Source organism: Ramlibacter sp. AN1133 (genome assembly GCF_037890035.1).
Lineage (GTDB): Bacteria > Pseudomonadota > Gammaproteobacteria > Burkholderiales > Burkholderiaceae_C > Ramlibacter.
The window spans coordinates 308,769-335,727 of record NZ_JBBKTQ010000002.1 but is presented as its reverse complement, the minus strand read 5'-3'; the positions used below and the strand labels follow the sequence as shown (position 1 = coordinate 335,727).

Annotated in this window: 23 protein-coding genes; 13 read left to right on the top strand and 10 right to left on the bottom strand. The window is 66.2% G+C overall.

Annotated elements, in window-relative coordinates:
• The first annotated feature begins 40 nt into the window (after window positions 1-40).
• The 3 genes from gyrB (at window position 41) to WG923_RS04070 (ending at window position 6,051) form a co-directional block, all read left to right on the top strand.
• Window positions 41-2,665, top strand: coding sequence for a DNA topoisomerase (ATP-hydrolyzing) subunit B (gene gyrB, locus WG923_RS04080; RefSeq protein ID WP_340349658.1), 2,625 nt, complete (start codon window positions 41-43; stop codon window positions 2,663-2,665).
• 227 nt (window positions 2,666-2,892) lie between these two features.
• Window positions 2,893-3,276: a hypothetical protein gene (locus WG923_RS04075; RefSeq protein WP_340349657.1), complete on the top strand. Its 384-nt coding sequence runs from the start codon at window positions 2,893-2,895 to the stop codon at window positions 3,274-3,276.
• 12 nt (window positions 3,277-3,288) lie between these two features.
• Entirely contained in the window at window positions 3,289-6,051 is a 2,763-nt protein-coding gene (locus WG923_RS04070; protein ID WP_340349656.1) for a phosphoribosyltransferase-like protein, read from the top strand.
• Window positions 6,052-6,386: 335 nt separating this feature from the next.
• On the opposite strand, the gene WG923_RS04065 is transcribed toward WG923_RS04070, so the two are convergent.
• The 6 genes from WG923_RS04065 to WG923_RS04040 form a co-directional block, all read right to left on the bottom strand.
• Window positions 6,387-6,809, bottom strand: a complete 423-nt coding sequence (locus tag WG923_RS04065; RefSeq protein ID WP_340349655.1) for a very short patch repair endonuclease — start codon at window positions 6,807-6,809, stop codon at window positions 6,387-6,389.
• 8 nt (window positions 6,810-6,817) lie between these two features.
• A complete protein-coding gene (locus tag WG923_RS04060) occupies window positions 6,818-8,122 on the bottom strand; it encodes a DNA cytosine methyltransferase (protein ID WP_340349654.1) in 1,305 nt (434 codons plus the stop codon).
• Window positions 8,123-8,830, bottom strand: coding sequence for a DUF6339 family protein (locus tag WG923_RS04055; RefSeq protein WP_340349653.1), 708 nt, complete (start codon window positions 8,828-8,830; stop codon window positions 8,123-8,125). It abuts the gene before it with no gap.
• 18 nt (window positions 8,831-8,848) lie between these two features.
• Window positions 8,849-9,784, bottom strand: a complete 936-nt coding sequence (locus tag WG923_RS04050) for a hypothetical protein (RefSeq protein ID WP_340349652.1) — start codon at window positions 9,782-9,784, stop codon at window positions 8,849-8,851.
• Window positions 9,781-11,571, bottom strand: coding sequence for a hypothetical protein (locus tag WG923_RS04045; RefSeq protein ID WP_340349651.1), 1,791 nt, complete (start codon window positions 11,569-11,571; stop codon window positions 9,781-9,783). Before WG923_RS04045 ends, WG923_RS04050 begins: the two co-directional genes overlap by 4 nt.
• Window positions 11,572-11,787: 216 nt before the next feature.
• Window positions 11,788-12,384, bottom strand: a complete 597-nt coding sequence (locus WG923_RS04040) for a hypothetical protein (protein WP_340349650.1) — start codon at window positions 12,382-12,384, stop codon at window positions 11,788-11,790.
• Window positions 12,385-12,502: 118 nt separating this feature from the next.
• Between WG923_RS04040 and WG923_RS04035 the strand changes: the two genes are divergently transcribed.
• From WG923_RS04035 to WG923_RS04015, 5 genes are all read left to right on the top strand, one after another.
• Window positions 12,503-12,964 carry a glycosyltransferase gene (locus tag WG923_RS04035; protein WP_340349649.1) on the top strand — a complete coding sequence of 154 codons (462 nt, stop codon included), beginning with the start codon at window positions 12,503-12,505 and terminating at the stop codon, window positions 12,962-12,964.
• A 107-nt stretch (window positions 12,965-13,071) separates the two neighbouring features.
• Window positions 13,072-14,232 (top strand): ATP-binding protein, encoded by a 1,161-nt coding sequence (locus WG923_RS04030; protein ID WP_340349648.1) that lies wholly within the window; start codon window positions 13,072-13,074, stop codon window positions 14,230-14,232.
• A 253-nt stretch (window positions 14,233-14,485) separates the two neighbouring features.
• On the top strand, window positions 14,486-16,930 hold the full coding sequence (locus WG923_RS04025) for an ATP-binding protein (RefSeq protein ID WP_340349647.1): 2,445 nt from the start codon (window positions 14,486-14,488) through the stop codon (window positions 16,928-16,930).
• 142 nt (window positions 16,931-17,072) lie between these two features.
• Window positions 17,073-17,381, top strand: a complete 309-nt coding sequence (locus WG923_RS04020; protein ID WP_340349646.1) for a nucleotidyltransferase family protein — start codon at window positions 17,073-17,075, stop codon at window positions 17,379-17,381.
• A gap of 9 nt (window positions 17,382-17,390) precedes the next feature.
• A complete protein-coding gene (locus WG923_RS04015; protein WP_340349645.1) occupies window positions 17,391-17,729 on the top strand; it encodes a HepT-like ribonuclease domain-containing protein in 339 nt (112 codons plus the stop codon).
• A gap of 131 nt (window positions 17,730-17,860) precedes the next feature.
• Here WG923_RS04015 and WG923_RS04010 read toward each other — a convergent pair whose 3' ends face one another.
• Window positions 17,861-18,829: a DM9 repeat-containing protein gene (locus tag WG923_RS04010; RefSeq protein WP_340349644.1), complete on the bottom strand. Its 969-nt coding sequence runs from the start codon at window positions 18,827-18,829 to the stop codon at window positions 17,861-17,863.
• 106 nt (window positions 18,830-18,935) lie between these two features.
• The gene (locus tag WG923_RS04005; RefSeq protein WP_340349643.1) at window positions 18,936-19,370 is read right to left on the bottom strand and encodes a response regulator; all 435 of its coding nucleotides are present in this window, start codon (window positions 19,368-19,370) and stop codon (window positions 18,936-18,938) included.
• 170 nt (window positions 19,371-19,540) lie between these two features.
• Here WG923_RS04005 and WG923_RS04000 point away from each other — a divergent pair, with 170 nt between their 5' ends.
• The 4 genes from WG923_RS04000 (at window position 19,541) to WG923_RS03985 (ending at window position 21,948) form a co-directional block, all read left to right on the top strand.
• Window positions 19,541-20,221 carry a hypothetical protein gene (locus WG923_RS04000; protein ID WP_340349642.1) on the top strand — a complete coding sequence of 227 codons (681 nt, stop codon included), beginning with the start codon at window positions 19,541-19,543 and terminating at the stop codon, window positions 20,219-20,221.
• Window positions 20,222-20,354: 133 nt separating this feature from the next.
• Window positions 20,355-20,825, top strand: a complete 471-nt coding sequence (locus WG923_RS03995) for a hypothetical protein (protein ID WP_340349641.1) — start codon at window positions 20,355-20,357, stop codon at window positions 20,823-20,825.
• Window positions 20,826-20,884: 59 nt separating this feature from the next.
• Entirely contained in the window at window positions 20,885-21,202 is a 318-nt protein-coding gene (locus tag WG923_RS03990; protein ID WP_340349640.1) for a VapC toxin family PIN domain ribonuclease, read from the top strand.
• A 131-nt stretch (window positions 21,203-21,333) separates the two neighbouring features.
• Window positions 21,334-21,948, top strand: a complete 615-nt coding sequence (locus WG923_RS03985) for a hemerythrin domain-containing protein (protein WP_340349639.1) — start codon at window positions 21,334-21,336, stop codon at window positions 21,946-21,948.
• Window positions 21,949-21,969: 21 nt separating this feature from the next.
• Here the strand turns inward: WG923_RS03985 and WG923_RS03980 are convergent, their stop codons facing one another.
• On the bottom strand, window positions 21,970-22,899 hold the full coding sequence (locus tag WG923_RS03980; RefSeq protein WP_340349638.1) for a dihydrodipicolinate synthase family protein: 930 nt from the start codon (window positions 22,897-22,899) through the stop codon (window positions 21,970-21,972).
• A 51-nt stretch (window positions 22,900-22,950) separates the two neighbouring features.
• Window positions 22,951-23,268, bottom strand: a complete 318-nt coding sequence (locus WG923_RS03975; protein ID WP_340349637.1) for a hypothetical protein — start codon at window positions 23,266-23,268, stop codon at window positions 22,951-22,953.
• 392 nt (window positions 23,269-23,660) lie between these two features.
• On the opposite strand from WG923_RS03975, the gene WG923_RS03970 reads away from it, so the two are divergent.
• Complete coding sequence (locus tag WG923_RS03970; RefSeq protein WP_340349636.1) at window positions 23,661-26,708, top strand: hybrid sensor histidine kinase/response regulator; 3,048 nt, start codon at window positions 23,661-23,663, stop codon at window positions 26,706-26,708.
• Window positions 26,709-26,959: the final 251 nt, after the last annotated feature.

Here is a 26,959-nt window from a genome sequence, read left to right as displayed (position 1 = left end):
GCGCGGAACGCGCGCCCGAAGAGTTTTTGAAAAGCAGGTTATGGCCCAAGACACTCCCACCCCCGCCCCCCAGGACGACGGTGAAGCCCCGAAGTTCACGGCAACCGGCGCGCCGGTGCCCAGCGGCGACGCCTATGGCGCGAGCTCCATCCAGATCCTCGAAGGCCTGGAAGCGGTGCGCAAGCGCCCGGGCATGTACATCGGCGACACCTCCGACGGCACGGGCCTGCACCACCTGGTGTTCGAGGTCGTCGACAACTCCATCGACGAGGCGCTGGCCGGGCACTGCGACGACATCGTCGTCACCATCCACACCGACAACTCGATCAGCGTCACCGACAACGGCCGCGGCATCCCCACCGGCATCAAGTGGGACGACAAGCACGAGCCCAAGCGCAGCGCCACCGAGATCGCGCTGACCGAGCTGCACGCCGGCGGCAAGTTCAACCAGAACAGCTACAAGGTCTCCGGCGGGCTGCACGGCGTGGGCGTGAGCTGCGTGAACGCGCTGTCCAAGATGCTGCGCGTGACGGTGCGCCGCGACGGCAAGGTGCACGTGCTGGAGTTCTGCCGCGGCGTGCCCACGCTGAGCGGCGAGGTGCACGAGGAGAAGGACCCCGTCACCGGCGAGATGGCGCTGATCCGCCCCATGCACATCCTGGGCGAGACGGACAAGCGCGGCACCGAGGTGCACTTCCTGCCGGACAACACCGAGATCTTCAAGGAAAACAACGATTTCCACTACGAGATCCTGGCCAAGCGCCTGCGCGAACTCTCCTTCCTGAACAACGGCGTGCGCATCCGCCTGCTGGACGAACGCACCGGCAAGGAAGACGACTTCTCGGGCACCGGCGGCGTCAAGGGCTTCGTCGACTACGTCAACAAGGGCAAGCAGATCCTGCACCCCAACGCCTTCACCGCCATCGGCGAGAAGCAGAGCGACCAGGGCACGATGATCGGCGTGGAAGTCGCGATGCAGTGGAACAGCGGCTACAACGAGCAGGTCATCTGCTTCACCAACAACATCCCGCAGCGCGACGGCGGCACCCACCTCACGGGCCTGCGCGCGGCGATGACGCGCGTGATCAACAAGTACATCGACGAGAACGACCTGGCCAAGAAGGCCAAGGTGGAAATCTCCGGTGACGACATGCGCGAAGGCCTGACCTGCGTGCTGAGCGTGAAGGTGCCCGAGCCCAAGTTCTCCAGCCAGACCAAGGACAAGCTGGTCTCCAGCGAAGTGCGCGGCCCGGTGGAAGACGTGGTGGCCACCAAGCTGGGCGAATACCTGGCCGAGCGACCCAACGACGCCAAGATCATCGTCGGCAAGATCGTCGAAGCCGCGCGCGCGCGCGAGGCCGCGCGCAAGGCGCGCGAGATGACGCGCCGCAAGGGCGTGCTCGATGGCATGGGCCTGCCCGGCAAGCTGGCGGACTGCCAGGAGAAGGATCCGGCCCTGTGCGAGATCTACATCGTGGAGGGCGACTCCGCCGGCGGCAGCGCCAAGCAGGGCCGCGACCGGAAGTTCCAGGCCATCCTGCCGTTGCGCGGCAAGATCCTGAACGTGGAGAAGGCGCGCTACGAGAAGCTGCTGACGTCGAATGAAATCGTGACGCTCATCACGGCGCTGGGCACCGGTATCGGCAAGGCCGCGGTCGAATCGGGCAAGAGCGGCGTCGACGACTTCGACGTGGCGAAGCTGCGCTACCACCGCATCATCATCATGACCGACGCCGACGTGGACGGCGCGCACATCCGCACGCTGCTGCTCACGTTCTTCTATCGCCAGATGCCCGAGCTGGTGGAGCGCGGCCACATCTACATCGCGCAGCCGCCGCTGTACAAGGTGAAGGCGGGCAAGGAGGAGCTGTACCTGAAGGACGGCACCGAGCTTGACGGCTTCCTGCTGCGCATCGCGCTGCTGGGCGCGAAGGTGGACACGGGTGGCCCCAATCCCACCGTGCTGCAGGGCGACACGCTGGCGGAGCTGGCGCGCAAGCACCAGGCGGCGGAGCGGGTGATCGAGCGGCTGTCGGGGTTCATGGATCGGGAAGGCTTGCGGGCGATCGCGGATGGCGTGCAGTTGAACCTGGATACCGTGGTGGAAGCGGAGGCCAGTGCGGTGAAGCTGCAGGCGAAGTTGCAGGAGCTGGATCGGTTGACGAATGCGGCTCCGGCGGAAGTGGCGGGGGAGTTCGATGCGCGGACGGACAAGCCGATTCTCCGGATTTCGCGTCGTCACCACGGCAACATCAAGTCCTCCGTGATCACGCAGGACTTCGTGCATGGGGCGGATTACAAGGCGCTGGCGGATGCGGCGGATACCTTCCGTGGCCTGCTTGGCGACGGCGCGCGCGTGATGCGCGGCGAGGGGGAGCGGGCGAAGGAGGAGAAGGTTGGGGACTTCCGGACGGCGATGAAGTGGTTGATTTCGGAGGCGGAGCGGTCGACTTCGCGTCAGCGTTACAAGGGGCTGGGGGAGATGAATCCCGAGCAGTTGTGGGAGACCACCATGGATCCGAATGTGCGTCGATTGCTGCGGGTGCAGATCGAGGATGCGATTGAGGCGGATAAGGTGTTCACGATGCTGATGGGGGATGAGGTGGAGCCGCGGCGAGACTTCATCGAGACGAATGCCCTACGCGCGGCCAACATTGACGTATAGCTGACTCCAGACGGGACGCTTTACCAGAAATCGCGCCATCTTGTGGCTTTGCGGTCCCATTTGGGTGGGGTTTGTCGACGCTCGTCCGAAACCCCCTTGCGTTGTCAGTCCATCCGTACGACCATACAGCCCGTTTACCGGCGTGCTCGCGCCCGCCCGCGTCTCATAATTACAACTAACGGCTCTCCTTGGCTGCCGAACGGCCGACCGACAGTCTCACTGCCACCATGCCCACCATTATCACAGCCGATCAGTTTGTCGCTGGAATAATTTCCGTCCTCGCCCTGCGTGGGAGGAAGCATTTTGTGCTGAAGGATACGGAATTAGATGAGAAGTTTGAGCGAGCATTTGAGGCCCTAGTGGCGGAAGAAGGCTCACTTGAAGTCACGCCGAACTTTACATTTATCAGTGATCCTCTCCACGGCGACTCTGTGGCGTTGCGAGAAACGCTACTTGCCGCCAAGGAAAAAGAACTTATTGCCCTGAACAATCCAAGCTTCCACACGTTCGACATCAAGTTGAGCGATCAGCGGGCAAATCGATATTTGCAGAACCTGCCCCTGCCAGCCGAGTTCTTAAATCGCATAGTAGACGAGAACTTCACCAGCTAGTCTGCTTCTGTTGTGGCGAAGCTGGCCGGAATTCTCGGTGAAGTTGAGCGCCTGGCGACTGAGTTCGCAAGCCAATATCTGGATGCGTATGTGGTCGAGATTACGCGCTCGCGCCGCTCGCCCAGTCGCAAAGAGGTTAATGATCCTCTCTGGGGCACGATCGGTCTGACAGCAGCCGAAGTCGTTCTGCTTGACTCGCCCCTTCTTCAGCGCCTGCGGTACATCAGGCAGCTCGGTGTTGTCCACTGGGTTTACCCTGGAGCCGGGCACACGCGTTTTGAGCACACGCTAGGCGTAATCTATCAAGTACAGCATCTCGTCTCTGCACTAAATGCCGACGCTGCGTCGCAGCTTCCTGGCAGTCCCCCCCTTATCGACAACGGCATGCTGCAGCTATTGCGGCTAAGTGCGATCCTACACGATGTGGGTCACGCCGCCTTTTCTCATGTGTCGGAAATGGCGATTGAAAGCGTCCCCGACGTGAGCCCTATCGGAGCCGCCTTCTCGGCAGTTACGCGCGTCGAACAAAGGCAGCTTTCGGAGATCTTTGCCTATTATATTGTTCGCTCACCTGCAATGCAGGCGCTGTTTGAACTCCTTCTCGACAGATCTCAGCTGCATATCCAGCTCGACTCCGACCGCTCTAGAAATCTTACGGCCATTATTGAGAAGATTTCGGACGCGATCATTGGAAAAAAGATTGATGATCGCCTACCGCTACTGCACGAGCTTATCTCAGGGCCGTTTGACGCCGACAAGCTAGACTACTTCGTTCGCGATGCAAAGCTTGCGGGGACGCCCTCCCTAGTCGATATATCCAGGCTCGTTCAGAAGCTCACCGTCCGGTTCCTTGACGGGAGCGAACTTCCGCGCGACATCAGCACGAATGTGAACCGTATTGAAGGCAAGTACTGCCTTTTCGGTTTGAAGTGGTCTGGCGTGGCCGTAATTGACGAGCTCTTGCTGGCGCGGGTACTGCTCTTTGCCAAGATTTATCGCCACCCAAAGGTGGCCGCAATCGAACAGATGTTGCGCGCGGTCGTACTTACGATGACGCATATCGCGGCCCCGAGTGCAGTGATTAAATGCTTATATGAGCATTGTGATGACGCGCTGCTTAATATGACTTCAGCAGCTCTCGCGTCTGCGCTCAACGTGGACTACAGCAACCTGGAGTCTGACGCGAAACACCGCCTTGAGTATGCGGTCCGCACGTTGCGCGCCGTTCGAGATAGGCGCCTCTGGGTGAGAGGCTTCCAAATTCATCGTCGCTACCCAGCTGATCCCCTGGAGGGAAATGAAGCGCACCGTGATGCACTAATTCAGTTCTTAGAAGACGTTGAGCATCCTCAGAAGCGAAACGACTTCATGGGCGTCCTGCTTGATGAAGTGCATCGGATCCTTTCGTTGCTTGATGCCACTCAGGGTCCGAGCCGCCTTGAGCTGGAGTCCTTGGTCATGCTTCATACCCTTGGGCCTACCCCTGGGGGCACAAAGATTGCGCGCGCGTACCTGCTGCCATCGTCCGGCAGGCCGTTACCGTTTCGCGAGTACACGGTAAACCGGTCTGCCTGGGCGGATAGCTACTTGTCCGACCAGCCTAAGGGCTTCATCTTCGCCGATGCGAAGATTGCTGATGCCGTCTTTCTTGCAGTTGAAAAACTGCTTCGCATGCGATACCAAGTGCGGCTTCCTCAATCTGCCCGCGAGACCAGTAAACGAGACGCCGCATCTCTAGAGCAAGTTAAACGTCAGTTGGAACACGCGGGTTACTATAAGGGAGTACCGTTCGATATACGCCCTACTCCGGACAGGCTGCTCAAAGCGGACATTCCTCAGGTACTTGACGACTTTGAGCGCGTCCGTTCCATGTACCTAGAGCCGCGCGCGCCGGAGCTAGCCGGTGACCTTGCCCCGGCGGGCCCGGAGCGAACCCATGCTTGGCTGCGGCAATTCGGTGATGACCAAAACATAGACTGCGCCCTGCGGCTGCTGTCCAAGTTCAAAATGCTAACCCGCGCGAACACCGTAGCAGCCGTTGAAGCCTTCGTAACTCAAAATCCTGAATTCCGTGGTGCGTGCGTGGTACCGTTCGGCAGCGCTAAGGACAGCGGGGCAGTCCAGACCTACTTCACGGCGGATCTGCTCGGGTCGCTGATCCATTCTTGTTTGACCTTGGAAGAGGCAGCACGACGTGAGGACGGCCGGCCCCTCATCTTCATTGACGATTTTGTAGGCTCCGGTGGCCAAGCTAGCGACATACTGGGTGCGGGCTTTGGCCAAGTGGGGCTTCGGGTCGATTCGCTAAATGAACAGCGGACGATTTTCGAGGATGACGTTCAGGCGTATCTCCGCCGGGCAAAGATCGGGTTCGTATTCACCGCTGCATGGGACTCGGGTATAGCAGCGGTGGAAAATGCGGCATGCGACTTGAAGCTGGACTCTCGTGTTTACCGACACATTGGAGAAGATGCCATCCCATTTGCGGAGGACGCGCTTGAAGGAGTTGAACCACAGATAGTGGAGGCCTTTATGAACCGCTGCCAAGAGATAGGCGAATCGTTGCTGATCTCACAGCTTGAGCAGGATGGTCGCAGCCACGACTCCACCGCCCTAAAAAGGGTCGGGCAGCGTGCGCTGGGATACGGTAATAGGGCGATGCTCTTGGCTTCGCCGTTCAACGTTCCCACTCAGACTCTAACGGCGATTTGGGCGCGCGGAAGGGTTGGAGGAGTGGACTGGATTCCTCTCTTCGCCCGCAGAAAGAAGTTGTAGTCGCGCCCAACGGCTACGTGAGCTGCTGTGCTGCGCCGTGCAGACGCAAATACGGTGTGCATGGCGCTCAGCACTTTGCGGACGGTGCCCTCCGTTGAAGCACGGGAGCTCAATATCGGCCGGCGGTGGAACGATCTACTCGCTTACAACGGAACGAAGGCCTGGGTCCTGCAAGCACTTGCCGGACGTGTGTCCGGGCCGCGGCGCTCCCGACTGGGATTGACGCATGCTTACGGAGTTCGTGCCAGCTTGCGGAAATACTGCATCATGGCTCTCAAAGCAGCGCTCGGCATTCGTAGCGGCGGGGATTGTAGACACGGCGGTCGGCCCCGCTTTCAGCCCGAAATAATTCGAGACCTTAAATCCGAAGCGAAGCTCGTCATAGCAAGGCCTTCAAGTCTTTTAAATTCGCATTCCCAAACCGTAAGCACGCGCCACCCCAGTTCCTCAAGGTTTTCGCACTTGCGATGATCGCGTCGCCTGTTGGCCTCGATCTTTGGCAGCCAGAATGGCTCGTTACTTGATGGCGCCCGCCCTTGGCGACATTCGTGGCCGTGCCAAAAGCATCCGTGAACGAAGATCACCACGCGGTACTTAGGAAACACCAGGTCCGGCGATCCCGGGAGGCGCCTGTCGCTAACAACATAGCGAAGGCCCTGCCGATGTAACTCCTTGCGTAGCTTCAACTCCGGTGCGGTATCGGAGCGCCGCACCCGTTTCATTAAGGCTGAGCGCTGCTCCTTCGACAGCCGATCCACGAGCCTCCTTATAGACGCAGGATAACCGGCAGCGTCGCCGCATACCCTAGGAGCGGCGGTACGGCGTCCCCGATCCACTTCTGCAATGCCGCCCGGCTTGGAGGAACCTCGGGGTTCACCACGAAGCTAAAGGTATCCGGAAACGACTGGATGCGAGCCGCCTCACGCGGCGTGATCACCCGCGGCTTCAAAGGGTGTATGTGCCGGCCGCGGCCAGGTGTCAAGAAGCCGGTGGTCACGGTCCCCGCTGGCTTGTCCCACCATAGACGCCCATATACGGACGGGTAGGTGTGGCCGTTCTTGTGCGAGTCCGGACGGACCTCGTTGGGCAGGATGTGCAAATCGTTATCGAACAAGTGCTTGATGCGAATCGCGTTTTCGGCGGACATCGCAGGGACCGTGTCCATGATGCCCACGTGGGGCCCTTCATTCTCCCGATCCAGGAGGTCCGAAATCGCCCAACTCAGAGGGCGCGGTGGCTGCTTCAACCGCTGCGCGATGTGCTTGATGTCGGCCGCTCCGTCCGCATCGTCTAAGGTGGCGACGAGAAAATAGCGCTTGCGAGTCTGCGCGCCCCCAAGTCGATCGGTCGCGAGCACGCCACTGTCGATCCACTTGTATCCTGACGCTGCGAGTAGCGCGCGAGCGGTGGCCACGACATCACTCCGGTCGTTTACAACGTCCGGGACGTTCTCGATCACGATGGCTCGGGCCCGCAGTGCGGCGCCGAGTGCGACGGCCGTAATGTAGAGGAGGTTGCGCGGGTCCTCTCGGCGCGTGCGGTTATTCAGGTTCGAGTGCCCCTGGCAAGGCGGCCCCGCCAGCAAGAGATCGATCTTGCCCACTTCCTCGGCCAGGACCGGATCGACGATTTCGGGCTCGTAGGCGAATTCCGCCTGCACGCCGTCCCCGCTGACGTGCCAATCCACGAGGCTGGAGGCGTTGGCGTGCAGAACGTGCTTGGTCCCGAAGTTCGCCCTGTGCACCTCGAGACCTTCGTCGTCAACGTCGATCGCGGCCACCGACTCGAAGCGCCTGCCCATGCCTAGCGACGCTTGCATGGCGCCGAGCGTCAGCCCGCCGCAGCCGCAGAACACATCGACGCTGCGGATCACGGGCCGCTCCTGTGCGCGCGCGTCGGTGAACACCTGCCCTCCGCGCAGAAAACTCTGCCACCAAGCAGAGGATCCTGGCACTTGTTCATCGGCACGGTTTTGCACCGCCGAGCCGATAGGCAAGCCGTCACGAGCGGTCAGCGCCCGGACGATCTGTCCTTCCTTAAAGCCGTATGTCTCAACAAAGTCGAATTTCATTTACGCTGCCAATACGACGGCAGCCTCCGATTCGATGACAGCCCGGCATTCCTCCTCAGGCAGAATCTCTAAAAACAGGTTCGCTCGTAGGCGCCTGAGACGCTTTACGAGCTCTCGGATCTCTAGAATCTTCAAGTTGGGCGCCGAGTCCGTCTTTGGATACTGGAAGCGCAGCAAGGCTCGCGCGAACGTTCTGGCATTGGCGTAGCCCTGGCGAAAAAGATGGCTTCGGTAAAAGTCGATCTGGCCGGCGTCCGCTAGATGATACCGGTCCTCGTGCTGCTCGTCGAGCACGAGCTCCGCTCGGAGCCAGAGGCGATACAGCAAATTCTCGGTCTTCGATCCAATTCCGTAGTTCGCCGGTTTCGTGCCCCCGTGCTTGTTGCCGTAGCGCCATTCGATGACGTCCGGGAAACTAACGACTGCGAGCCAAATCCAGAACTCCGGATCGCTCAACACTTCGGGCTCGCAAGGCACCACGCTGTGAACTAGCCGCGCGGCGGTACCCTCGAACGTGTTGCGCTCGCCGTCGTTCTTGAGCCCATTGGGCCATCGGGCTTGTACGGCGGCGAGTTCCGCACGCAGCTCCTCCACAAAGGAAGTATCGAACTCGACGCCGGAGCCCTTTGTCTTCACGAGACCTTCGCTCTCGAACGGAGCCCCGTTGCGCTTGGCGGTGAGGTAGATGCTCGCATCGGGAGCGGACATTGCTAGGTATCGCATGGTTTACGCCTCCACGATGGCTCGGACGCATTGTTGATCGGCGTGAAGGATCGCGCGGAGCTTGACCTGGCCCGGCTCCCTCACAAGCTTCTTAAGGCCGTCTAAATCGCAGGGCTGGACCTTCTCGATCCGCTTGATAAACGCAGACAACGGACTATGCTGCGTGACCTCCTCGGCGCCCTCCCAGTCCGGAAAGCTCGCGGCGAGCATCTGGCAGGCGATCTCGGCCGCCATGTTGCCGAGGACCGGTCGCGCCAGCTTTTGGTTGCTTTCGCCCGTCAACTTCTTGAAGATGTCAGCGTGCACCCGGACGCGGGCCGTCTTCCCGTCTTTCTGAGCTGGCTCGTTCATACCCCCAAGGTATTCGACTGCGTAGAGCGTTCTCGGGGGATAACCAAGCTTGGCCCATGTCTCATCGTCGGTGGGATCGACGTCGAACTCCTCGGCAACTTGCGGCGCGCGCAGCGAGAAGCTTTTCTTGGCCAGCCAATGCCCGAGAAGGAAGGGCGAGCCGGGGCGCTTCTCCAGTCGCTTAGCCAGGCAAAGCACCACGACGACGTCGATGTTAGCGCCGCCTCCGAGCTGCGCGAGAACCTCGTCTCCGATTTCGAGCTCGGGCGGCAACCCCTTCGACAGCGGCAGGGTTGCAACCAGCTGGGTCTTCTTCAAGAAGGGCTGTGCGGCCGTGACGGCGATCACCAGATCATTCTTATGGATGGTTCCGAAGTCCACGTTCGCGTCGAAATTGAGCCGGAGCGACAGCGCCAGACGCTCCGCAGCGGAAGGTTCGACCAAATATGCAGGTTCCGCGCTGAACTTGCCGTCGGCGAATAAACGCAATTCCGCCCTGTTCAGACTCTCGGTAAGGGCGATGGCCCCGAAGAAGGGACGGACGTCGCGCGCTGCCGATTTGCGCCAAGTAATCTTCGGACTGCTCATGCCTCCTCCCTATCGATGTCTGGGCGTAACCGCACCGTCCACGCCGGATCATATTTTTCCGAGGCGACGCTGAACTTTGCTTTCTCGCCCTTAGCCAGTCTGAAACGAAAGAGGAACGGGTCCGCCTCGTCAACCAGAGCCCGCACGCCCTCGCAGCTCACCTCGATAGGGAGATCGTCGCCTTCCTCGTTATCGTCCTCGAGCACGGGGCAATTAACCCGCAGCCGGAGTTCCACGAGGTCGTCCGCGGCGTGGTCGTCGAGCTTCACCATGAACGTGCTCTTGACGCGCAGCATGCCGTCCTCGGTTGCCTCCGCGTACGGCTGCTTCGTGAATTCCAGGTGCAGCGGCGAGGCTGTGGGATCGGGTCCAATTCCGCCCCCGTGACCCTGAGGCTTGAAGAGGCTGCCCAGCGCGCGCTCTAAGAGCGTCAACCGACGCTGTTTCGGCGGAGTCGGGGGAGCGGCATTTTGCTGGAACCTCCGAACGCCTGCTTTTACCCTGCTCAGGACCGCATTTACTAGACGCCGCCCGCGCCCAGTCTCATCGCGGAGGTTCGTCGAGTCAGGGTCCCAGCGGTCGTGCGCGGGAGGTTCGCTGTTCTTGAGCGCGGTTTCGAGCTCGTCGTTGCCAGAAGCGACAAACGCACCGACAACTGGCGGAGCAGATTCGGAGACGCTCTTGTAGGCGACCACCATCAAGGGCGAGCGGATGAGTGCAACACAATTGCATCGCTCCCCGGGGACGACGGGCGCTCCCGAGTCCTCCGCCGGGACGACGACGACCCCACACGTCCCGATATCCACCCCGAGCTCGCGATTCGGCTCGAAGCGCGCTTGGGTACCCCCCTTGGGCTCGGCACGCATCCGGGCGATGTCGAAGGCATCGATGAAGGGCTTCAAGTCCGCGCGCTTGCGCGGCCGGGGCAGATGCTTGTTGCCGTCCGCATCCAAGATGTCGACGTCAAGGCGATTCTCCACGAGCCGGGGCCACCACCAGTCTTCGACGCCCCTAACGATCTCTTGGGTGTCGACGTCGGCATCCACAATCAGTATCGAGGTTCCGGTTTCTCCTTCGGCGCGCAGTTCGAACCCGAGCTTCTCCGCCAAACGCTCAGCGGCGAGGCCTTCGAGCGGGTCGACTACCCTGAACCCGTTCTCCATTCGCTCCTTCGTCCCGTGCCAGGCGCGCCCGCTGTATCCCTGGTGCCTGAACTCATGACTGGCGTAGTATCCGCAGCCGAAAACGCGCGTGCGCTCCTTGCCGTCTCCATCTTCGAAGCGGGTGTAGGCGAAGATGGTCTGGATCGCGGAACTCGAGGAATAGACCGACTTGCCGAACCCATAGGAGCCACCGGTTCCCTTGCCCCCCCGCGCTTTCGCGCGATCTCCGAGAGATAGCAGGAGTCGGTAGAAGTTAGAGCCGCTGTCGTGCGGCTCGCCCGACAGGCCTTCGGCGTTGTAGTCCTCTACGTAGAGCAGGCGCAGGGGCGTGCGGGCCTTCTCGAGCGTCGAGAGTGAGTTGGGGCCGAGTTTCAACGCTTCGGCCCGCGACACGATGTCGACTAACCCCGCAGCCTCCACAAAATTTCTCTTGGCGGTGTTTGCCAGGCTCGTGGCCCGGAAGCGCACCGCTACTTTCGCGCCATTGCCCGCGTCTACAGAGTTTTGTATCGCCTCACGTGCGAGCACGTGCGCCGGCGGCATGCCTGGCGACTTCAAAGTGTTCGCGTAGGCTTCCCCGGCGGCTCCCCCCATAGGACCGCTCCTCTCGAAAATCCAGCTCATGCTTCCCTTCCCTCATTACAGCTTGAATTCATCTCTTTCCCACCTGCGCAGCACCAGCTTGACACTTTGCTTGCGGCCACTTCCCACCGTTGAGCCTCAATGCATCTGAGAAGTCGTGCTTCCCTAACAGCAAGCGTGTCTAACTCGGAGCCGAGCATAGTCCGCACCATTTGCTTTTGATCTCGACGGTCTATTTCCGCGGCCAGCTTGGCCGACTCAGGCAAGAGCTACGGTGATCTTCACCGCTTCCACTGGTACTCCAGCAGCTGCTGCGATTTCCGCTCGCGCTCGGGCAATCACGTCACCAAGAGTCTTGCCCCCAGCTCCCAACACGGAAGCGTCCGAGCGCTTCGCTGGTGTCTTGAAGGTTGGGAGTCTGTACTGCGCCCATCTTTCGGCGAACCCGGAGCAGCCAGGTGGACCATCGTCGAACCACAGATTCCATGTCTTGTTATTGCCTCTCGTTGCCGGTCCGGATTGCAACCACTGGGTGTGCGCAGAGCGGACGTCCGCGACGGCGACGGATGTAGGCAGGAAATACGCCACGACGGGACCGTCCCTCCTCGGAACCTCTGGCATGGCGACTAAGAGGTAATCAGTCCCCTCGATGTTCAGGGTTGCGTCGTCCTCGGCACTGCTGGCCAGGACGACGAGTACGTGGTCATTGCAGGTCCTGATCCGCACAGTCTTCCCGTCGGCCATGGAGTACTTCATCGCCCTCGTCCCCGTCTGGAGTCGAGTTAGCGGCTTTCCCACCGCGGCAGTCATTGCTAAGGCGGCTTCCACTAGCTTGTCGTTGGGAACTCTGTCCATAGCACTTATAAGGGGGCGTCCGGGGACTATATACCACCCTTATTGACTCTGCAACAAGGTATGTACACCACTGAAGGCCTGAATGCTCGCAGTCTGTTGCCCCTGCAGGCTCAGGACTATGCACGCTGCGCTGTGGGTCCGCACGGCCGCCGCCCTGGGCCGCCGCGCGGTGTTCCAGCTGCCCGCGGCCTTCCTTCCCCTCGTGCCGCAGGATGCGCGCATCTTCGCGGTGGACTGGGCGGACTACCGGCTGCTCTTTCCGCGCTGCGCCGCGATCGTCCACCACGGCGGCGCGGGCACGACGCAGTCCGCGCTGCGCGCGGGCCGCGCGAGCGTGGTGGTGTCGCACATCGTCGACCAGGCCTTCTGGGGCCAGGAGCTGGAGCGCCTGCGCGTGGCCGGGCCCACGCAGCGCCGCCATGGCCTGCGCCCGGCGCGGCTGCAGGCCGCGATCCGCACCGTGCTCGACGCGCCGGACCTCGCGCGCAATGCGGCGCGGCTCGGGGCGGCGATGGCGCAGGAAGACGGCGTGCGCGTGGTGGTCGCGGCGATCGAGCAGAGGCTGGCCGCGGCGCGCTGAGGGCGGGTTTCTCCATCCAGGCGCGTGCCTCCTTCGGCGCCGCGCGCGCCGCACCATGAAATTCGAAAGTGGCTCTTTCCTTTTTCATGGTGTAGAGTCCCTCGGCCATGCTGCTGTCGCGCGATCGCCTCGCATCCGCCGTCCGGCGCGCGCTCGCGCGTTCCCCCGGCGTCGTCCTCGTCGGGCCGCGCCAGGCCGGCAAGAGCACCCTGGCGCGATCCATCCTGCCGCGGGAATCGCCGAACTATTTCGACCTGGAGTATCCGGCCCACGTCCAGCGCCTGTCGCAGCCGGCGCAGGTCCTGGAGCGGCTCGAAGGGCTCGTCGTCATCGACGAGGTCCAGCGCATGCCCGGGCTCTTTCCCCTGCTGCGCGTGCTGATGGACCGGTCCGACCGCCCCGGACAGTACCTGCTGCTGGGGAGCGCTTCCCCCAACCTGGCAAGGCAGGCCGGTGAATCGTTGCTGGGGCGCGTCGAGACCATCGAAGTGGGCGGCTTCGACCTGGAGGAGGTGGCGGCCCAGGGGAAGTGGGACGACGGCCGCGCCGACCAGCTCTGGCTTCGGGGTGGCTTCCCGCCTTCGTGGCTCGCGGCCAGCGACGACAGCTTTGCGTGGCGCCAGGGCGCCATCGCGATGCACGTGCAGAACGACCTGCCGCAGTTCGGCCTCGATGTGGCGGCGCCCGCCATGCTGCGCTTCTGGGCCATGCTGGCGCACTGCCACGGCCAGGTCTGGTCGGCGGCGGATCCTGCCCGCTCGCTCGGGGTGTCGGAGCCGACCATCCGCCGCTACCTGGACATCCTGACGCAGACCATGATGGTGCGCCAGCTGCAACCCTGGCACGAGAACCTGGGCAAGCGCCAGGTCAAGGCACCGAAGATCTACTTCCGCGATTGCGGCCTGCTGCACGCGATGCTGGATGTGCGCACTTTGCCGCAGCTGCTCGTGCATCCGCGCTCTGGCGCAAGCTGGGAAGGCTTCGCGCTCGAACAGGTCTTGCGCCTGGCAAGGCCGGATCACGCCTGGTTCTGGGCGACGCACCAGGGCGCGGAGCTGGACCTCCTGATGTTCCGGGGGGAGCGCCGCATCGGCGTGGAGTTCAAGCGCAGCGATGCGCCGCGCATGACGCCCTCGATGCGCATCGCCAGGGACGACCTGAGGCTCGACGCGCTTTACGTCGTGTATCCGGGCCGGCACCGATACGCGCTGGCAGACGGCGTCGAAGCGGTGCCGCTGTGGGCAGTGCTTCCCGGCCGAAGCAGCTAGTCCGTCGATCCGGCACCGCGCCGCTCGCCGCAAGCCCCCCCCGCCATCGGGGGAACTTCCCCATCTTTCACCAGCGCCACGGCGCAGGGCACCTCTCCACGCTGCGCGGGAGGACCGGCGGTACGCCCGCCACACCGCGCGAGTTCACGGTCGCCGGCCCATCCACACCGCGCCCGCGCCGAGCGAAGGTCGATGGCCCACCCCTTGCATATCCCCACCGCGTCCCCTCCCGACGCGCCCCGAGATCACACCCGTGCTCCACCGATCTCCTCCCCTGCGCAGCCTGGCCGCCGTCTGCCTGGCGTCCTTCGTCCTGGCGGCGGGCCTCCTCCTCGCCTTCGGCAGCTTCACGCCCCTGTGGTACGCCAACGCCGTCGGGGTGGTCGCGCTGCTGCGGCATCCGCGCAGCACCTGGCCGGTGCTGCTGGCGGCGATCTACGCCGCCAACGCGCTGGCCTTCTCCTTCTTCGGGGACGGTCCGGCGCTGCTCTACGCCGCCTGCCACGCCGTCGAAATCGGCCTGGTGGGGTTCCTGATGCAGCGCTTCGCGGGCATGCCGGGCCCGCTGCTGGAAGGCACGCGCTTCGCGCGCATGGCGGCCGTCTTCCTGCTCGTTCCCGCGCCCAGCGCGGCCGCCGCGGCGCTGGTCGGCGCCTGGACGCAGGCGGTCTCCTTCCCGGATGCCTTCCAGGCCTGGTACCTGGCCTCCGCCCTGGGCCTGCTGGTGGGCGGCGTGAGCCTGCTGGGCTGGACGGACGCTGCGCTGCGCAAGGCCTTCATGCAGCAGCTTTCCCGCCGCCGCACGGCGATGCTGGTGGGCGGCGCGCTCGTGTGCGCGCTGCTGGTCCACGAGCGGCACCACCAGGCGGCGATCTTCCTCACCTTTCCCCTGATGTTCGCCGTGACCTGGTATTTCGGCTTGCTCGGCGCCACCGCGGGCCTGCTGCTCACCACGCTCTCCGCGGTGATCGAAACGCTGCAAGGGCACGGCGCGTTCACCCTGCTGGCGCCGCCCGGAAGCGGGGTGGTGGAGGGACTGGAGTCGGTGCAGCTCTATCTGGCCGCCCTGCTGCTCTCCAGCGTGTCGCTGGCCGTCCTGCACGAAAAGCAGAACGAGCTGACGCAGCGGGTGCGCAGCGCCGCGCAGGCCCGCAGCGAATTCCTCGCTTCCATGAGCCACGAGATCCGCACGCCGCTGACGGGCGTGCTGGGCATGGCCGACCTGCTGGCCGCCGACGAACTGACGGCGCGGCAGCAAGGCTACGTGGCCTCGATGCGGACCTCCGGGCGCCACCTTCTCTGCGTGGTCAACGACATCCTCGACTTCTCGCGCATCGAGAGCGGCCGGCTGGAGCTGGAGCAGGCCGAGTTCGAAGTGCCGGAGTTGGCGGAGGGCGTGCGCTCCATCATGCATCCCCTGGCCGCGGAGCGCGGCATCGCGCTGGAGATCGAGCTGGCCTCCCCGTTCCCCTCGACGCTGGTCGGGGACGCGTTGCGCATCCGGCAGGTGCTGCTGAACCTGATCGGCAATGCGATCAAGTTCACGAGCGCCGGCGGGGTGCACGTGCGCATCGAGCGGCGGCCCGGACAGGAGCCCGATGCGGTATGGCTGCACTTCGAGGTGCGCGACACCGGCGTGGGCATCGAGCCCGATCAGCTGGAACGGCTGTTCGCCCCCTTCGTCCAGGCCGACAGCTCCATCTCGCGCAAGTACGGCGGCAGCGGCCTGGGCCTGGCCATCAGCAAGCGCCTGGTGGAACGCATGGGCGGACGCATCGCCGCGGAAAGCACGCCCGGGCGGGGCAGCGTGTTCCGTTTCGAGCTGCCGGTCGGGGTCGGGCGGTTCCTGCAGCCGGCGGCGCAAGGCGACCTGCACGCGCCGCCGGTGAAGCCGCTGCGGATCCTGGTGGCCGAGGACGTGGAGACCAACCGGCGCATCCTGCAGGTGGGGCTGGAGCGGCAGGGACACGTGCTCGCCTTCGCGGCCAATGGCGAGGAGGCCCTGCAGCAGGTGCAGGGCAGCGACTTCGACCTCGTGCTCATGGACGTGCAGATGCCGGTGATGGACGGCGTCGAGGCCACCCGCCGCATCCGCCGCCTCGGGGGCCGCGGGGCCGCCGTTCCCATCCTCGGCCTGACGGCGAACGTGATGGCGCGCGAGCGGGAGCAATACCTTGCGGCCGGCATGAACGACTGCCTGATGAAGCCCTTCGACTGGGGGCAGCTCGTCGCCGCGGTCGCCCGCCACGGGGCGGGCCTTGCCGCGGCCCCGCGCAGGGAGGCGGGCGCGCAGATCCTCGCGGCGCCCACCCTGCTGGACGCACCGACGCTGGCCGCGCTCGCCGAAATGGGTGATCCGCAGGACGTCGAGGCGCTGCTGCGGCGCGCCCTGGACAGCTTCGGCCCCGCTTGCGCGCGCATGCTCGAACGCGCCGCCGGCGCTGAAGGTGTGCGGCGCGAGGCGCACCACATCCGCGGCACGGCGGGCATGCTCGGACTGCGCGCGATTTCCGAGCAGGCGGGCCGGCTGGAGTCCGCGCCGGACGCCGCGGACGTCGAACAGCAGGTCGTCGCGCTGCGCGAGACGATGGAGCGCACGATCGAACTGCTGCTGGTGCGCGGCGTGATCACGCGGTCTTCAGTGCGCCAGCACGGTGGCGCGGCCACGGCACGCGTTCAGATGGAGCTGGGTGGCTGAAGGGGCAGGGCTCGGCGCGGGCCCGCGAGGTACGCGCGCGCTGCTTGCAGGTAGTCTTGTTGACCGCCAAAAGCGACGACAACATCCTGTCTGACCTGATCCGACTGATACGATCGCATTCAAGGTCCAGGATCGAGCCGCGATGCACCCCCTCATTGAACAGAAACGCACGGAAATCGCCCGCGTCTGCCGGCTCCACCGCGTTCGGCGTCTGGAGGTGTTTGGCTCCGCAGCACGGGGGATCGACTTCGACCCGGAACGCAGCGATGCCGATTTCCTGGTGGAGTTCGAGCCTGGGTCGCACCCGGGGCTGGACACGTTCTTCGGGCTGAAGGACGACCTCGAGGCGCTCCTCCGGAGGAAAGTGGATCTCCTCCAGGCACGCGCGGTGCGAAACCCCTATGTGCTGGCAAGTATCAACCGGGCGCGTGAAGTGGTCTATGGATCGTGACGTGCGTTCATGGGGTTGTGGGACGTACTCGATGCAGCGCACGATATCGAGTCCTTCGTCCATGGGTTGGATGCTGCCGCATATGCTGCGCAGCCATTGGTGCACTCCGCCGTCGAACGGAAGTTCCTCATCGTCGGCGAGGCGCTGAACCAACTCTCGAGAGCCAACCCCTCAACCGCCGCACGGATTCCGGATTTGCGCGCCATCGTGGGATTCAGGAATGTGCTGGTTCACGGGTACGCCGAGGTGGACCACGACGTCGTCTGGAATGCGATCCAGAAGTCCTTGCCGCAGCTGCGCGAAGCAGTCAAACAGATTCTGGACGGCCTCGCGGATCAAGGCGGCTGACGAGCTCCTCCGCCGCTCTGTATCTCCAGCGTCAAGGCCGGCGCGTGCCGGACGTCGTCGTCTAAGTCCCTGGCGTCGGCGGGCGAAGCGGCCCGGCTTCACGATTTCGAGCAGGTGGCGCTCGCTGCCCTCTACGGCCCCAGCAGCACCTCGTACCGCGCCACCACCTCTTCCCTTCCGCCCCATCCGATATTGCACCCGCCGAACCCCGGCCGGACCTTGCCCGGATGCACGCCATTGCGGTAGCTGGCGCGGCAGATGAAGAGCGGCTCGCGCCCCGGCGTGCCTTCCTCGCCCGCCTTCATCGCGTTGCTCGGGACGGACCCTCCCGTGGCCGGCGCCCAGCTCAGATCGTGCTTCACGAGGACCTGGTAGTCGGGGCTGGTGTACTCCCGCCCACCCCAGCCGACGTTGCAGCCGGCGAAGCCGGGCCGGATCTTGCCGGGGTGCACGCCGTTGGCGAACACCGCACGGCAGATATACAGCTCCGTGCTGGCGGGCGGTGCCTCGCGGCCCGCGGGCGCGAGGCCCACGGGAAGCGCGCCGCGGGCCGCCGGCACCCAATCCGTCTCCGTGGGATAGCTTGTTCCGCGGTAGGCACGCCCGGTGATGCCGTCGACGACGTCCGACAGGATGTCGCCGGCGCCGCGGCCGCGGACGAACTGCTGCGAGGCCTGCGCATGGGCGGAGGACAGGAAGAAGTCCCAGGACAGCGCCGGCGACGCGCTGCGGTGCTCGGCCGCCGTTGCGGCCTGCACGGGCCTGGCCTGCGGAGACTTCGCCGCATTGCCCGTCACCATCACCGTGATCAGCGCCGGCGCCGCGATGCCGATCTGCAGCAGCTTGATCGGCTTGACTTCGTCGGTGTGGAGGTAGGCCAGCAGGCCGCCGAGGCCGAACAGCAAGCCGTTGCGGATCAATACGCCGGCCATGTTCGCGTCGCTGAGGGAGGCCGTGTTGTCCAGTGCCAGGAACTGCAGCACCATCGGCAGGCACGCGCCCACCCCGCCGACCAGGAAGCGCTGTTTCGAACTCGCGTCCCAGCGCAGGAATCCTCCTGCCAGGACTTCGTCCAGCTGCTGGGGGTGATCAGTGCGCATGGAGCCCTCCTCGCCACCTGACTGGTGCCGCCATGTTCGGTCACGAGGAGGGCGCAGGCTTCGGCTCGATGGAGGAGGAAAGGCTCCTCCGGAAGGGGGAGGAAGTTCAGGCGCAAGCGCCCTGGCCGGGCAGCGGCGGGTGGCCGCACTGGCTGGACAGCCAGGCGATGAAGGGCTCCGTGTCGGACTTGTTGAAGACGGCGTCGGCGCCGAGGCCGAGGCAATGGCTGCACACCGCGGGGCTCGCATAGGCGCTGAAGACGACGACCTTGCCGGGAGGGTGCGATTCGCGCGCGCGCCGGATCACGGTCATGCCCGAACCCTGTTGCAGCACGAGGTCGACGAGCGCGACGTCCCAGGCGCCGGGGTGTTCCAGCAGCCACAGGTTGGCTTCCGCTTCGGTGCCCGCGCCACCCACGAGCCGGATTCCGCCGAGCGCCGCGAACAGTCCCTTCAGCAGGGTGTGCATGGTCTGAAGGTCCTCGACGAGGAACACCCGCACTTCCACGCTGCGTTTCCGGCTCGCCACGTTGCTGCCCATTCCTTGCGGTCCTCGATTATCCCGAGGCGCTGCCCCAGCCGTTCCGATCTTGGGCCTGCGACCTACACACCTGTGTAGTCCTGCGCAGGCACGGCCACGGCGTGCGAGGTTCTGGCGGCGACGGGGAACCGGGGGCGGCCGGCGGCGTCCCATGCGCTGGAGGAGTCCAGATGATTTCGGCTGAAAGAAGTCCCGCCCGGACGGCGCACGGCGGCAGCGCCGCGAAGCTCATGCTGCTGCGGCGCGTGGGGGGCGCGGTCGGCGACGACCTGCTGGCCCAGCTGCAGCCGCTGCTGCTGCTGCACGAAGTCCTGCGCGTGGCGCTGGCCAGGCCCGCGCCCGACCTCGCGGCCTTGCGCGGGCACGCGCAGCGGATCGGGCCCGCGGTGCAGTGCGCGATGAACGCCGGCACCGCGGCGGCGGAATGGCTGCTGCCGCAGGCGGGCGCCAGCACGCCTTCCGCGGACCTGGCGGCGGAGTGCGCGGCCCTGCTGCGGCCGGAATTCGAGCTGTGCGGGCTGCGCATCGAGCTCTCGTCCGCAGGCAAGCCGTTGCCGATCGACCGGGACCAGGCACGCACGATGATCTGCGCGGTGCTCGCGCACGCGGGCGACCACGCGGGGGGGCCGGGCGCGATGCGGGTCAGGCTGGAGCACCACGATGGCGTCTGCGCGGTGCGCGTCTCCCACCGGCCCGACGCCGGCGCCGTGGCGGCGGATTTCCTGCGGCCGCGGCAGGCGCCGATGGCGTGGGAAGACCTCATCGCGCTGGCGCAGCTGGAACACGCGGCGCTGCGGCGCGCGGACGACGGCGCGTTCGTGCTGGAACTCACGGCGGCGCGCACAGCCTGACGCCCTCCCCGGCGCGATCGACATCGCGCGCCGCACCAGGGCCTAGAATCCCGCCGACGGGCCCGGCGCGGTCACGCCTCCGAAGCTGCATCGCATCGCGCCGTCCCGACAACTACAAAGAGGAGACAAGCGCATGCGACGACCCCGCCGCGGCCCACTCGTGCTGGCCTGCGTGACTGCCCTGCTGCTTCCCGTCTCCGCCGCGCAGGCCCAGACACCCCCCGACCGCAGCGTCGACGACTACCGCAACGCCGCCCGCCGTGCCCTGCACGGCTGCAGCAAGGCCGTTGCGGAGACCGCTCCCTCGGCGCGGGCCCGGGACGCCGCCTCCGCACGATGCGCCGCGGAGGCGAAGAGCGCCGTCGCCGGCAAGTTCGATGCGGCCATGGTGTCGACGATGGACCCCGCCGTGCGCGCGGCCTTGCAGCGGCACCAGGCCGCATTCATCACCTCGCTCGCCGGCATTGCGCCGCTGCCGGGAGAGGCCTCGAGCGGCTACCTGCAGCGCCAGACGGGCCTGCGCTGCGCGCTGTCGCACGCCTGGACCGACATCGAGCAGTCGGAAGCGAGCGACCGTTACCGCACCGCGAAGGGCAAGCCGTAGAAGCCTGCGGTCTTGCTCCCTCTCCCCCCGGGCTCTTCAGGCAACGAGATGAGCATCTCGTGAGCCTGCTGGAGGCCGGACTGGTCGTGAGCCATCCTTGTGTGGTCGTGGAGGTGGCTTGTGGCACCCCGCCCAGGCGGGGTGAAGTCGTCGCCATGCTGCCCGAACTCGAGAGTGCCCCGGTAGCGACCACAGCCGAGGTGTTGGAGCTCCTGCGGCAGCGAACGCTGTTCGGTCGCGGGTGCGGATTCGTGGATATCGGCTTGCTCGCCTCGGCACTGCTGGACGCGCGCACGAAGCTCTGGACCTGGGACCAGCGCCTCGCGGCCGTGGCCGCAGAAATCGGACGCGCATACCAGCCGACGCTCGCGTCCTGACGCTTCAGGGGTCGATGCCACACCCGTGACTCCGGATCGGTCGCGTGACGATGAACCGTTCCTTGAGCACTGTCAAAGCCCGCCCGGGGCCCGCGGCGCATCCTGCGATTCTCTAGCCCCCCGGAGGTCTCATGAATCCCGTCAAGGCATGGCATGAGGAGCACGCCTATTTCAACCGGCTGCTGAACGTGCTCGAGGAGGAGGTCGACACCCTGTACGCGGGGCAGGCGCCCAACTACGAGCTGGTGCTCGACATCGTCTCCTACCTGCGCGACTACAGCGACCAGGTGCACCACCCGCGCGAGGACGAGGCCTTCAGGCGCCTGGCGCAACGCTGCCCGGAACTGCGGCCGACGATCGCGCGCCTGCGCCAGGAGCACCATGTGATCGGCCAGGCCGGCGACCGCCTGCGCCAACTGGTGGAGGAGGCCGCCGCCGACGCGGTCGTGCCGCGCGCGGACATCGTGGCCGCCGCGGCCACCTACACCGTCTACTACCGCAGTCACATGGGGGCCGAGGAGACGAAGATCCTGCCTGCCGCGAATCGGGAGCTGACCGCCGCCGACTGGGCCGCCGCGCGCAACGCCGCGCCGTCGCGGGGCAATCCGCTGGCCGGCGAGGGTGGGGACGACCGGTTCAGGAGCCTGCGCAGGAGGATCGCGACCGAGGCGGGCTCCGCACCGCGCACGCTTCACTGCCGGCCGGCTGCCCTGCGTGGACTGAGCTGGCGGCCGGACGGCGCCTGAACGACCGCGGACCGTCCGGGCCTACGGGCCCCAGCGCAAAGCCAGCGCGTCCCGCCTGCGCGCCGCCTCGACCAGCATCCTGCGGCTCTCGGGATGCATCCCCGGCCAGGGATGCCGCGGCGCCTCGCAGGCGATGATGCCGCCTTCCTTCATCAGCGCCTTGGCGGCGAGGAAGCCGCACTGCCGGTTCTCGATGTTGATCAGCGGCAGCCAGCGCTCGTAGGCGGCCATCGCCTCCTCCCGCCGGCCCGCGAACCACGGATCCAGGATCGTGCGGATGCCGTCCGGGTAGCCGCCGCCGGTCATCGACCCCGTGGCCCCCGCCTCCAGGTCCGGCAGCAGCGTGATCGCCTCCTCCCCGTCCCACGGGCCTTCGACCGCATCGCCGCCCAGGCGGATCAACTCGCGCAGCTTCGCCGCCGCGCCGGCCGTCTCGATCTTGAAGTAGGCGACGTGCTCGATCTCGCGGGCCATGCGCGCGAGGAACTCCGCCGACAGCGGCGTGCCCGCCGCCGGCGCGTCCTGGACCATGATGGGGATGTCCACCGCATCCGACAGGCGCGCATAGAAGTCGCGGACCTGCGCCTCGGGCACGCGGAAGGTCGCACCGTGGTAGGGCGGCATCACCATCAGCATCGCCGCGCCCATCTCCTGCGCGCGGCGCGAGCGCCCGGCGCACACCCTGGTGCTGAAGTGCGTGGTGGTCACGATCACGGGCACGCGGCCGGCCACGTGCTCCAGGATGGTCCGCGTGAGCACCTCGCGCTCCTCGTCGGCGAGCAGGAACTGCTCGGAGAAGTTGGCCAGGATGGCCAGGCCGTCGGAGCCGGCGTCGATCATGAAGTCGACGCAGCGCTTCTGGCTCGCGAGATCGAGTTCGCCGGCCTCGGTGAAGGTGGTGGGGACGACGGGAAAGAGGCCGCGAAAGCGCGGCGTGCGGGCGGTGGTCATGGGGCGACGGGCATCGTGCGGCGGGGGTGCGCGGGGCACCCATGCTAGCCGCTAGACGACGCTGGTCGCCCTGACCCGCTTGGCGCCGGGCACCGGCTGGATGTAGCCGGCCTCGTGCAGCAGCCGGATGGCGTGCCGCAGCCGGTCGCGGGCTTCCAGGCGCAGGCAGGCCACCTCGCGCAGCAGCCCCCGGGACGGGCCGGCGCCGACGCCGCGCTCGTAGCGCTGCCACGTTTCCTGCACCTCGCGCTCGATGACGCGCGCTGCGGCATCGGCCGCCTTCCAGGCGTCGTAGGCGTCGTCGATCGGATCGAAGATGCAGATCTCGTCCGCTTGGCCTTGCGGCGCCAACGCCGCGCTGCTCCACATAGCTGCCTTCCTTTTCCCTGTTCCAGGCTTCGATGAAAGGTGGGGCGGATGCCGGTGAGCCATCCGCCCCTGCAAAGGCCCCGGGACGAATCCCGGGACCTGTGCAACGGGTCGCCGGGGGTGCCTTCCTGCGCGCCACCGGCTCTATCTCTTGCAGGGGATATTGCAAGCATCGGGCCTGCGCCAACGCGCCCATTTCTGCGCATTCCTGCCACGTTTCCTCCGCAATGCTGGGGAAGTGGGCCCGACCGTGGGTGAGAAGCCCCAACCTTTGCGCGGCGTAGGACGCCTCCGACGCTGGAATGCGGCGGCGCGGCAATGACGCGCTGCCGTAAGGCAGGGCCTCGGCCCGTATAGTTTCAAGCTCGGCAAACCAGCGCGTGGGGATCGATTTGGATAGTGCGTTCACCGGCAGTCCCCAGGCGGAGCTGCTTCTTGCCCTGGACGCTTCGGACACGGGGCTCTGGACCTGGGATCTCGCCGGCCAGGGCGTCACCTGGACTTCCGTGTGCTACCGGCTCCTCGGCCTGCCCGAGGACGACGCGGCCCTCACCTTCGACGCCTTCCTGGCCCGCATCCACGCGGACGATCGCGCCCGCGTGCGCGAGGAGATCGCCCAGTGCGTGCGCTCGGGCCAGACCCTGGCCACCGAGTTCCGCGCGCTGCGACCCGACGGCGCGCTGCGCTGGCTGGCCGCCAGCGGCCGCTGCATCGCGGGCGACGACGGCACCCCCGAGCGGATGGCGGGTTCGATGCGCGACATCACCGAGCCGAAGCACACGCGCCAGGTGCTGCACGACAGCCAGGAGCGACTGCGCCTGGCGGTCGAATCCTCGGGCATCGGCCTGTGGACCTGGGATCTCGCGACGGAGGCGGTCACCTGGTCCAGCGAGGCGTACCGCATCCACGGGCTGGAGCACGACGCCTTCGGCGGCACCGGCGCGGCCTTCTTCGCGCTGGTGCATCCGGCGGACCGCCAGCGCGTCGAGCAGGCCGTGCGGGAGGCGCTGGCGCGCAACCACCGGTACCAGTGCGAATTCCGCATCGTGCGGCCCGACGGCTCGATCGCCTGGGTGGCCAACGGCGGCCGCGCCCGCTACGACGCCGACGGCAACGCGGTGGGCATGCTGGGCACGATCTCCGACGTGACCGCCACGCGGCACGCCGAACTGGCGATGCAGGCGGCGCTGGAGGCCAGCAGCGCCGGCACCTTCCGCTGGGACATCCGCACCAACGAGCTGTGGTGGGACGACGCGCTGGACCGCCTGTTCGGCCTGACGCCCGGCGCCTCGGTGCGCTCGCTCGAACAGTTCATCGCGCGCGTGCACCCGGACGACCGCGCCGGCGTGATCGCGCGCTGCGAGCGCTGCCGCACCGACGGCGCCAATTTCGACATGGAGTTCCGCATCGTGCGGCCGGACGGCAGCGAGCGCTGGCTGTACGACCGCGGCCGGACCTTCCGCGACCACGCCGGCCGGCCCGCATCGATGACGGGCGCCTGCGTCGACATCACGCATCGCAAGCACACCGAGCTGGCGCTGCGCCGCAGCGAATCCTTCTACCGCCAGACGCTGGAGTCGCTGCCCGGCATGACCTTCACCACCACGCGCGACGGCTGGTGGGACTACCTGAGCGAGCAGTGGCAGACGTACACCGGCATCCCGAGCAGCCAGCTCCTGGGGCACAGCTGGCCGTCCGCGCTGCATCCCGACGACCGGCCCGCGATGGTCGCGCGCTTCGACTGGGCCCTCGCGCGCAAGGAAGGCTGCGACGTCGAGTGCCGCGTGCGCGGCGCCGACGGCACGTACCGCTGGTTCAAGGTGCGCTGCCAGCCGATCCTCGATCCGTCCGGCGAGCTGGCCAGCTGGATCGGCACCGCCGTGGACGTGCACGAGCTGCAGCAGGCGCAGGAGGCGCTCGCGGCCAGCGAGGAGCGCCTGCGCCGCGCCCAGCGCGCCGGCGGCATCGGCGTGTGGGAATGGAACATGGAGACGCAGCTGGCCTTCTGGACCGAGCAGACCGCGACGCTGATGGGGTGCAGGCCGCCGTCGCTGGAGCAGGTACCGGACGAATTCTGGCGCGACGCGATCCACCCCGAGGACCTGGCGCGCATCCAGCAGCACCTGTGCGACGCCTACGTCACGCGCCATTTCCACGACGAGTTCCGGACCATGCGCGCGGACGGCAGCGTGGCGTGGCTGGAGTCGGATGCGGAACTGGTGGGCGGCGAGGACGGCCGGCCGCTCAAGCTGGTGGGCAGCGTGCGCGACGTGAGCGAGCGCCACCGCGCCGAAGAGGCGCTGCGCCAGGCCGACCGGCTGAAGGACGAATTCCTGGCGACGCTGGCGCACGAACTGCGCAACCCGCTCGCCGCGCTGCGCAGCGGCCTGCACCTGCTGCAGGTCACGCAGGGCAGCGCCGCGCCGCAGCAGGAGAAGACGCACGGCATGATGGAGCGGCAGCTCACGCACCTGGTGCGCCTGGTGGACGACCTGCTGGACGTCTCGCGCATCAGCCAGGGCAAGCTGGCGATCCGCCGCGAGCGCGTGGACATGGCGGACGTGCTCGCGCAGGCGATCGAGACCGCACACGAGCTGATCGAGGCGCGCGGCCATCGCCTCGCGCTGGACCTGCCGCCCGAGCCGCTGTGCGTGACGGGCGATGCGACGCGCTTGGCGCAGGTGGCGGCCAACCTGCTGCTCAACGCGGCAAAGTACACGCCCGACGGCGGCGACATCCGTGCCACGGTGCGCGAGGCGGACGGCGAGGTGGAGCTGTCCGTGGCCGACAACGGCCTGGGCATCGCGCCCGAGATGCAGGCGCGCGTGTTCGACCTGTTCGTGCAGGTGGGCACGCAGTGGCAGCCGGGCATGGGCGGACTGGGCATCGGCCTGGCGCTGGTGCGCCGGCTGGTGGAACTGCACGGCGGCTCGATCCGCGTGCACAGCGCGGGCGAGGGGCAGGGCAGCACGTTCACCGTGCGCCTGCCGGCAGCGCCGCTTGCCGCGGGAAGCGAGCCCGCGCCGGTCGCGCCCGCTGCGGCCGCGAGCGACGTGCGTCCGATCCGCGTGATGGTGGTGGACGACAACGTCGATGCGGCGGAGGCGATGAGCCTGCTGCTGGAGCTCACCGGCCACGAGGTGCGGGTGGCGGCGGACGGCCAGTCGGCGCTCAAGGGCGCGCGCGAGTTCCGCCCGGCCGTGACCTTCCTGGACATCGGCCTGCCGGGCATGAGCGGCTACGAGGTCGCGCGCACGCTCAAGGCCGATCCGGAACTGCGCGAGGGGATCCTGGTGGCCGTCACGGGCTGGGGCTCCGACGAAGACAAGCGCAAGTGCCTGGACGCCGGCTTCGACCTGCACCTGACCAAGCCGGTGGAGCCGGCGGCGATGGAGCAGGTGCTGGCGGCCTGGGCGGGGCGGGAGCGGGTGGCGAAGTAGCCCCTTGCGCGGCCCGGTCGGCGACTTGTAGTCTATCCGTCAGTGACGTACACTCATGCTCAGTGTACACACTCATCGAAACTCCGACGTTTGTCGCTGAAGCGGACAAACTCTGGAGCGTAGAGGAGCGGCTCGAGTTTCTCGAATGGCTGGCCCATCATCCCGATGCCGGGGACGTCATCCCGGGAAGTGGCGGATGCAGAAAGGTTCGATGGTCGCGTACAGGCTCCGGCAAACGAGGCGGGGTACGG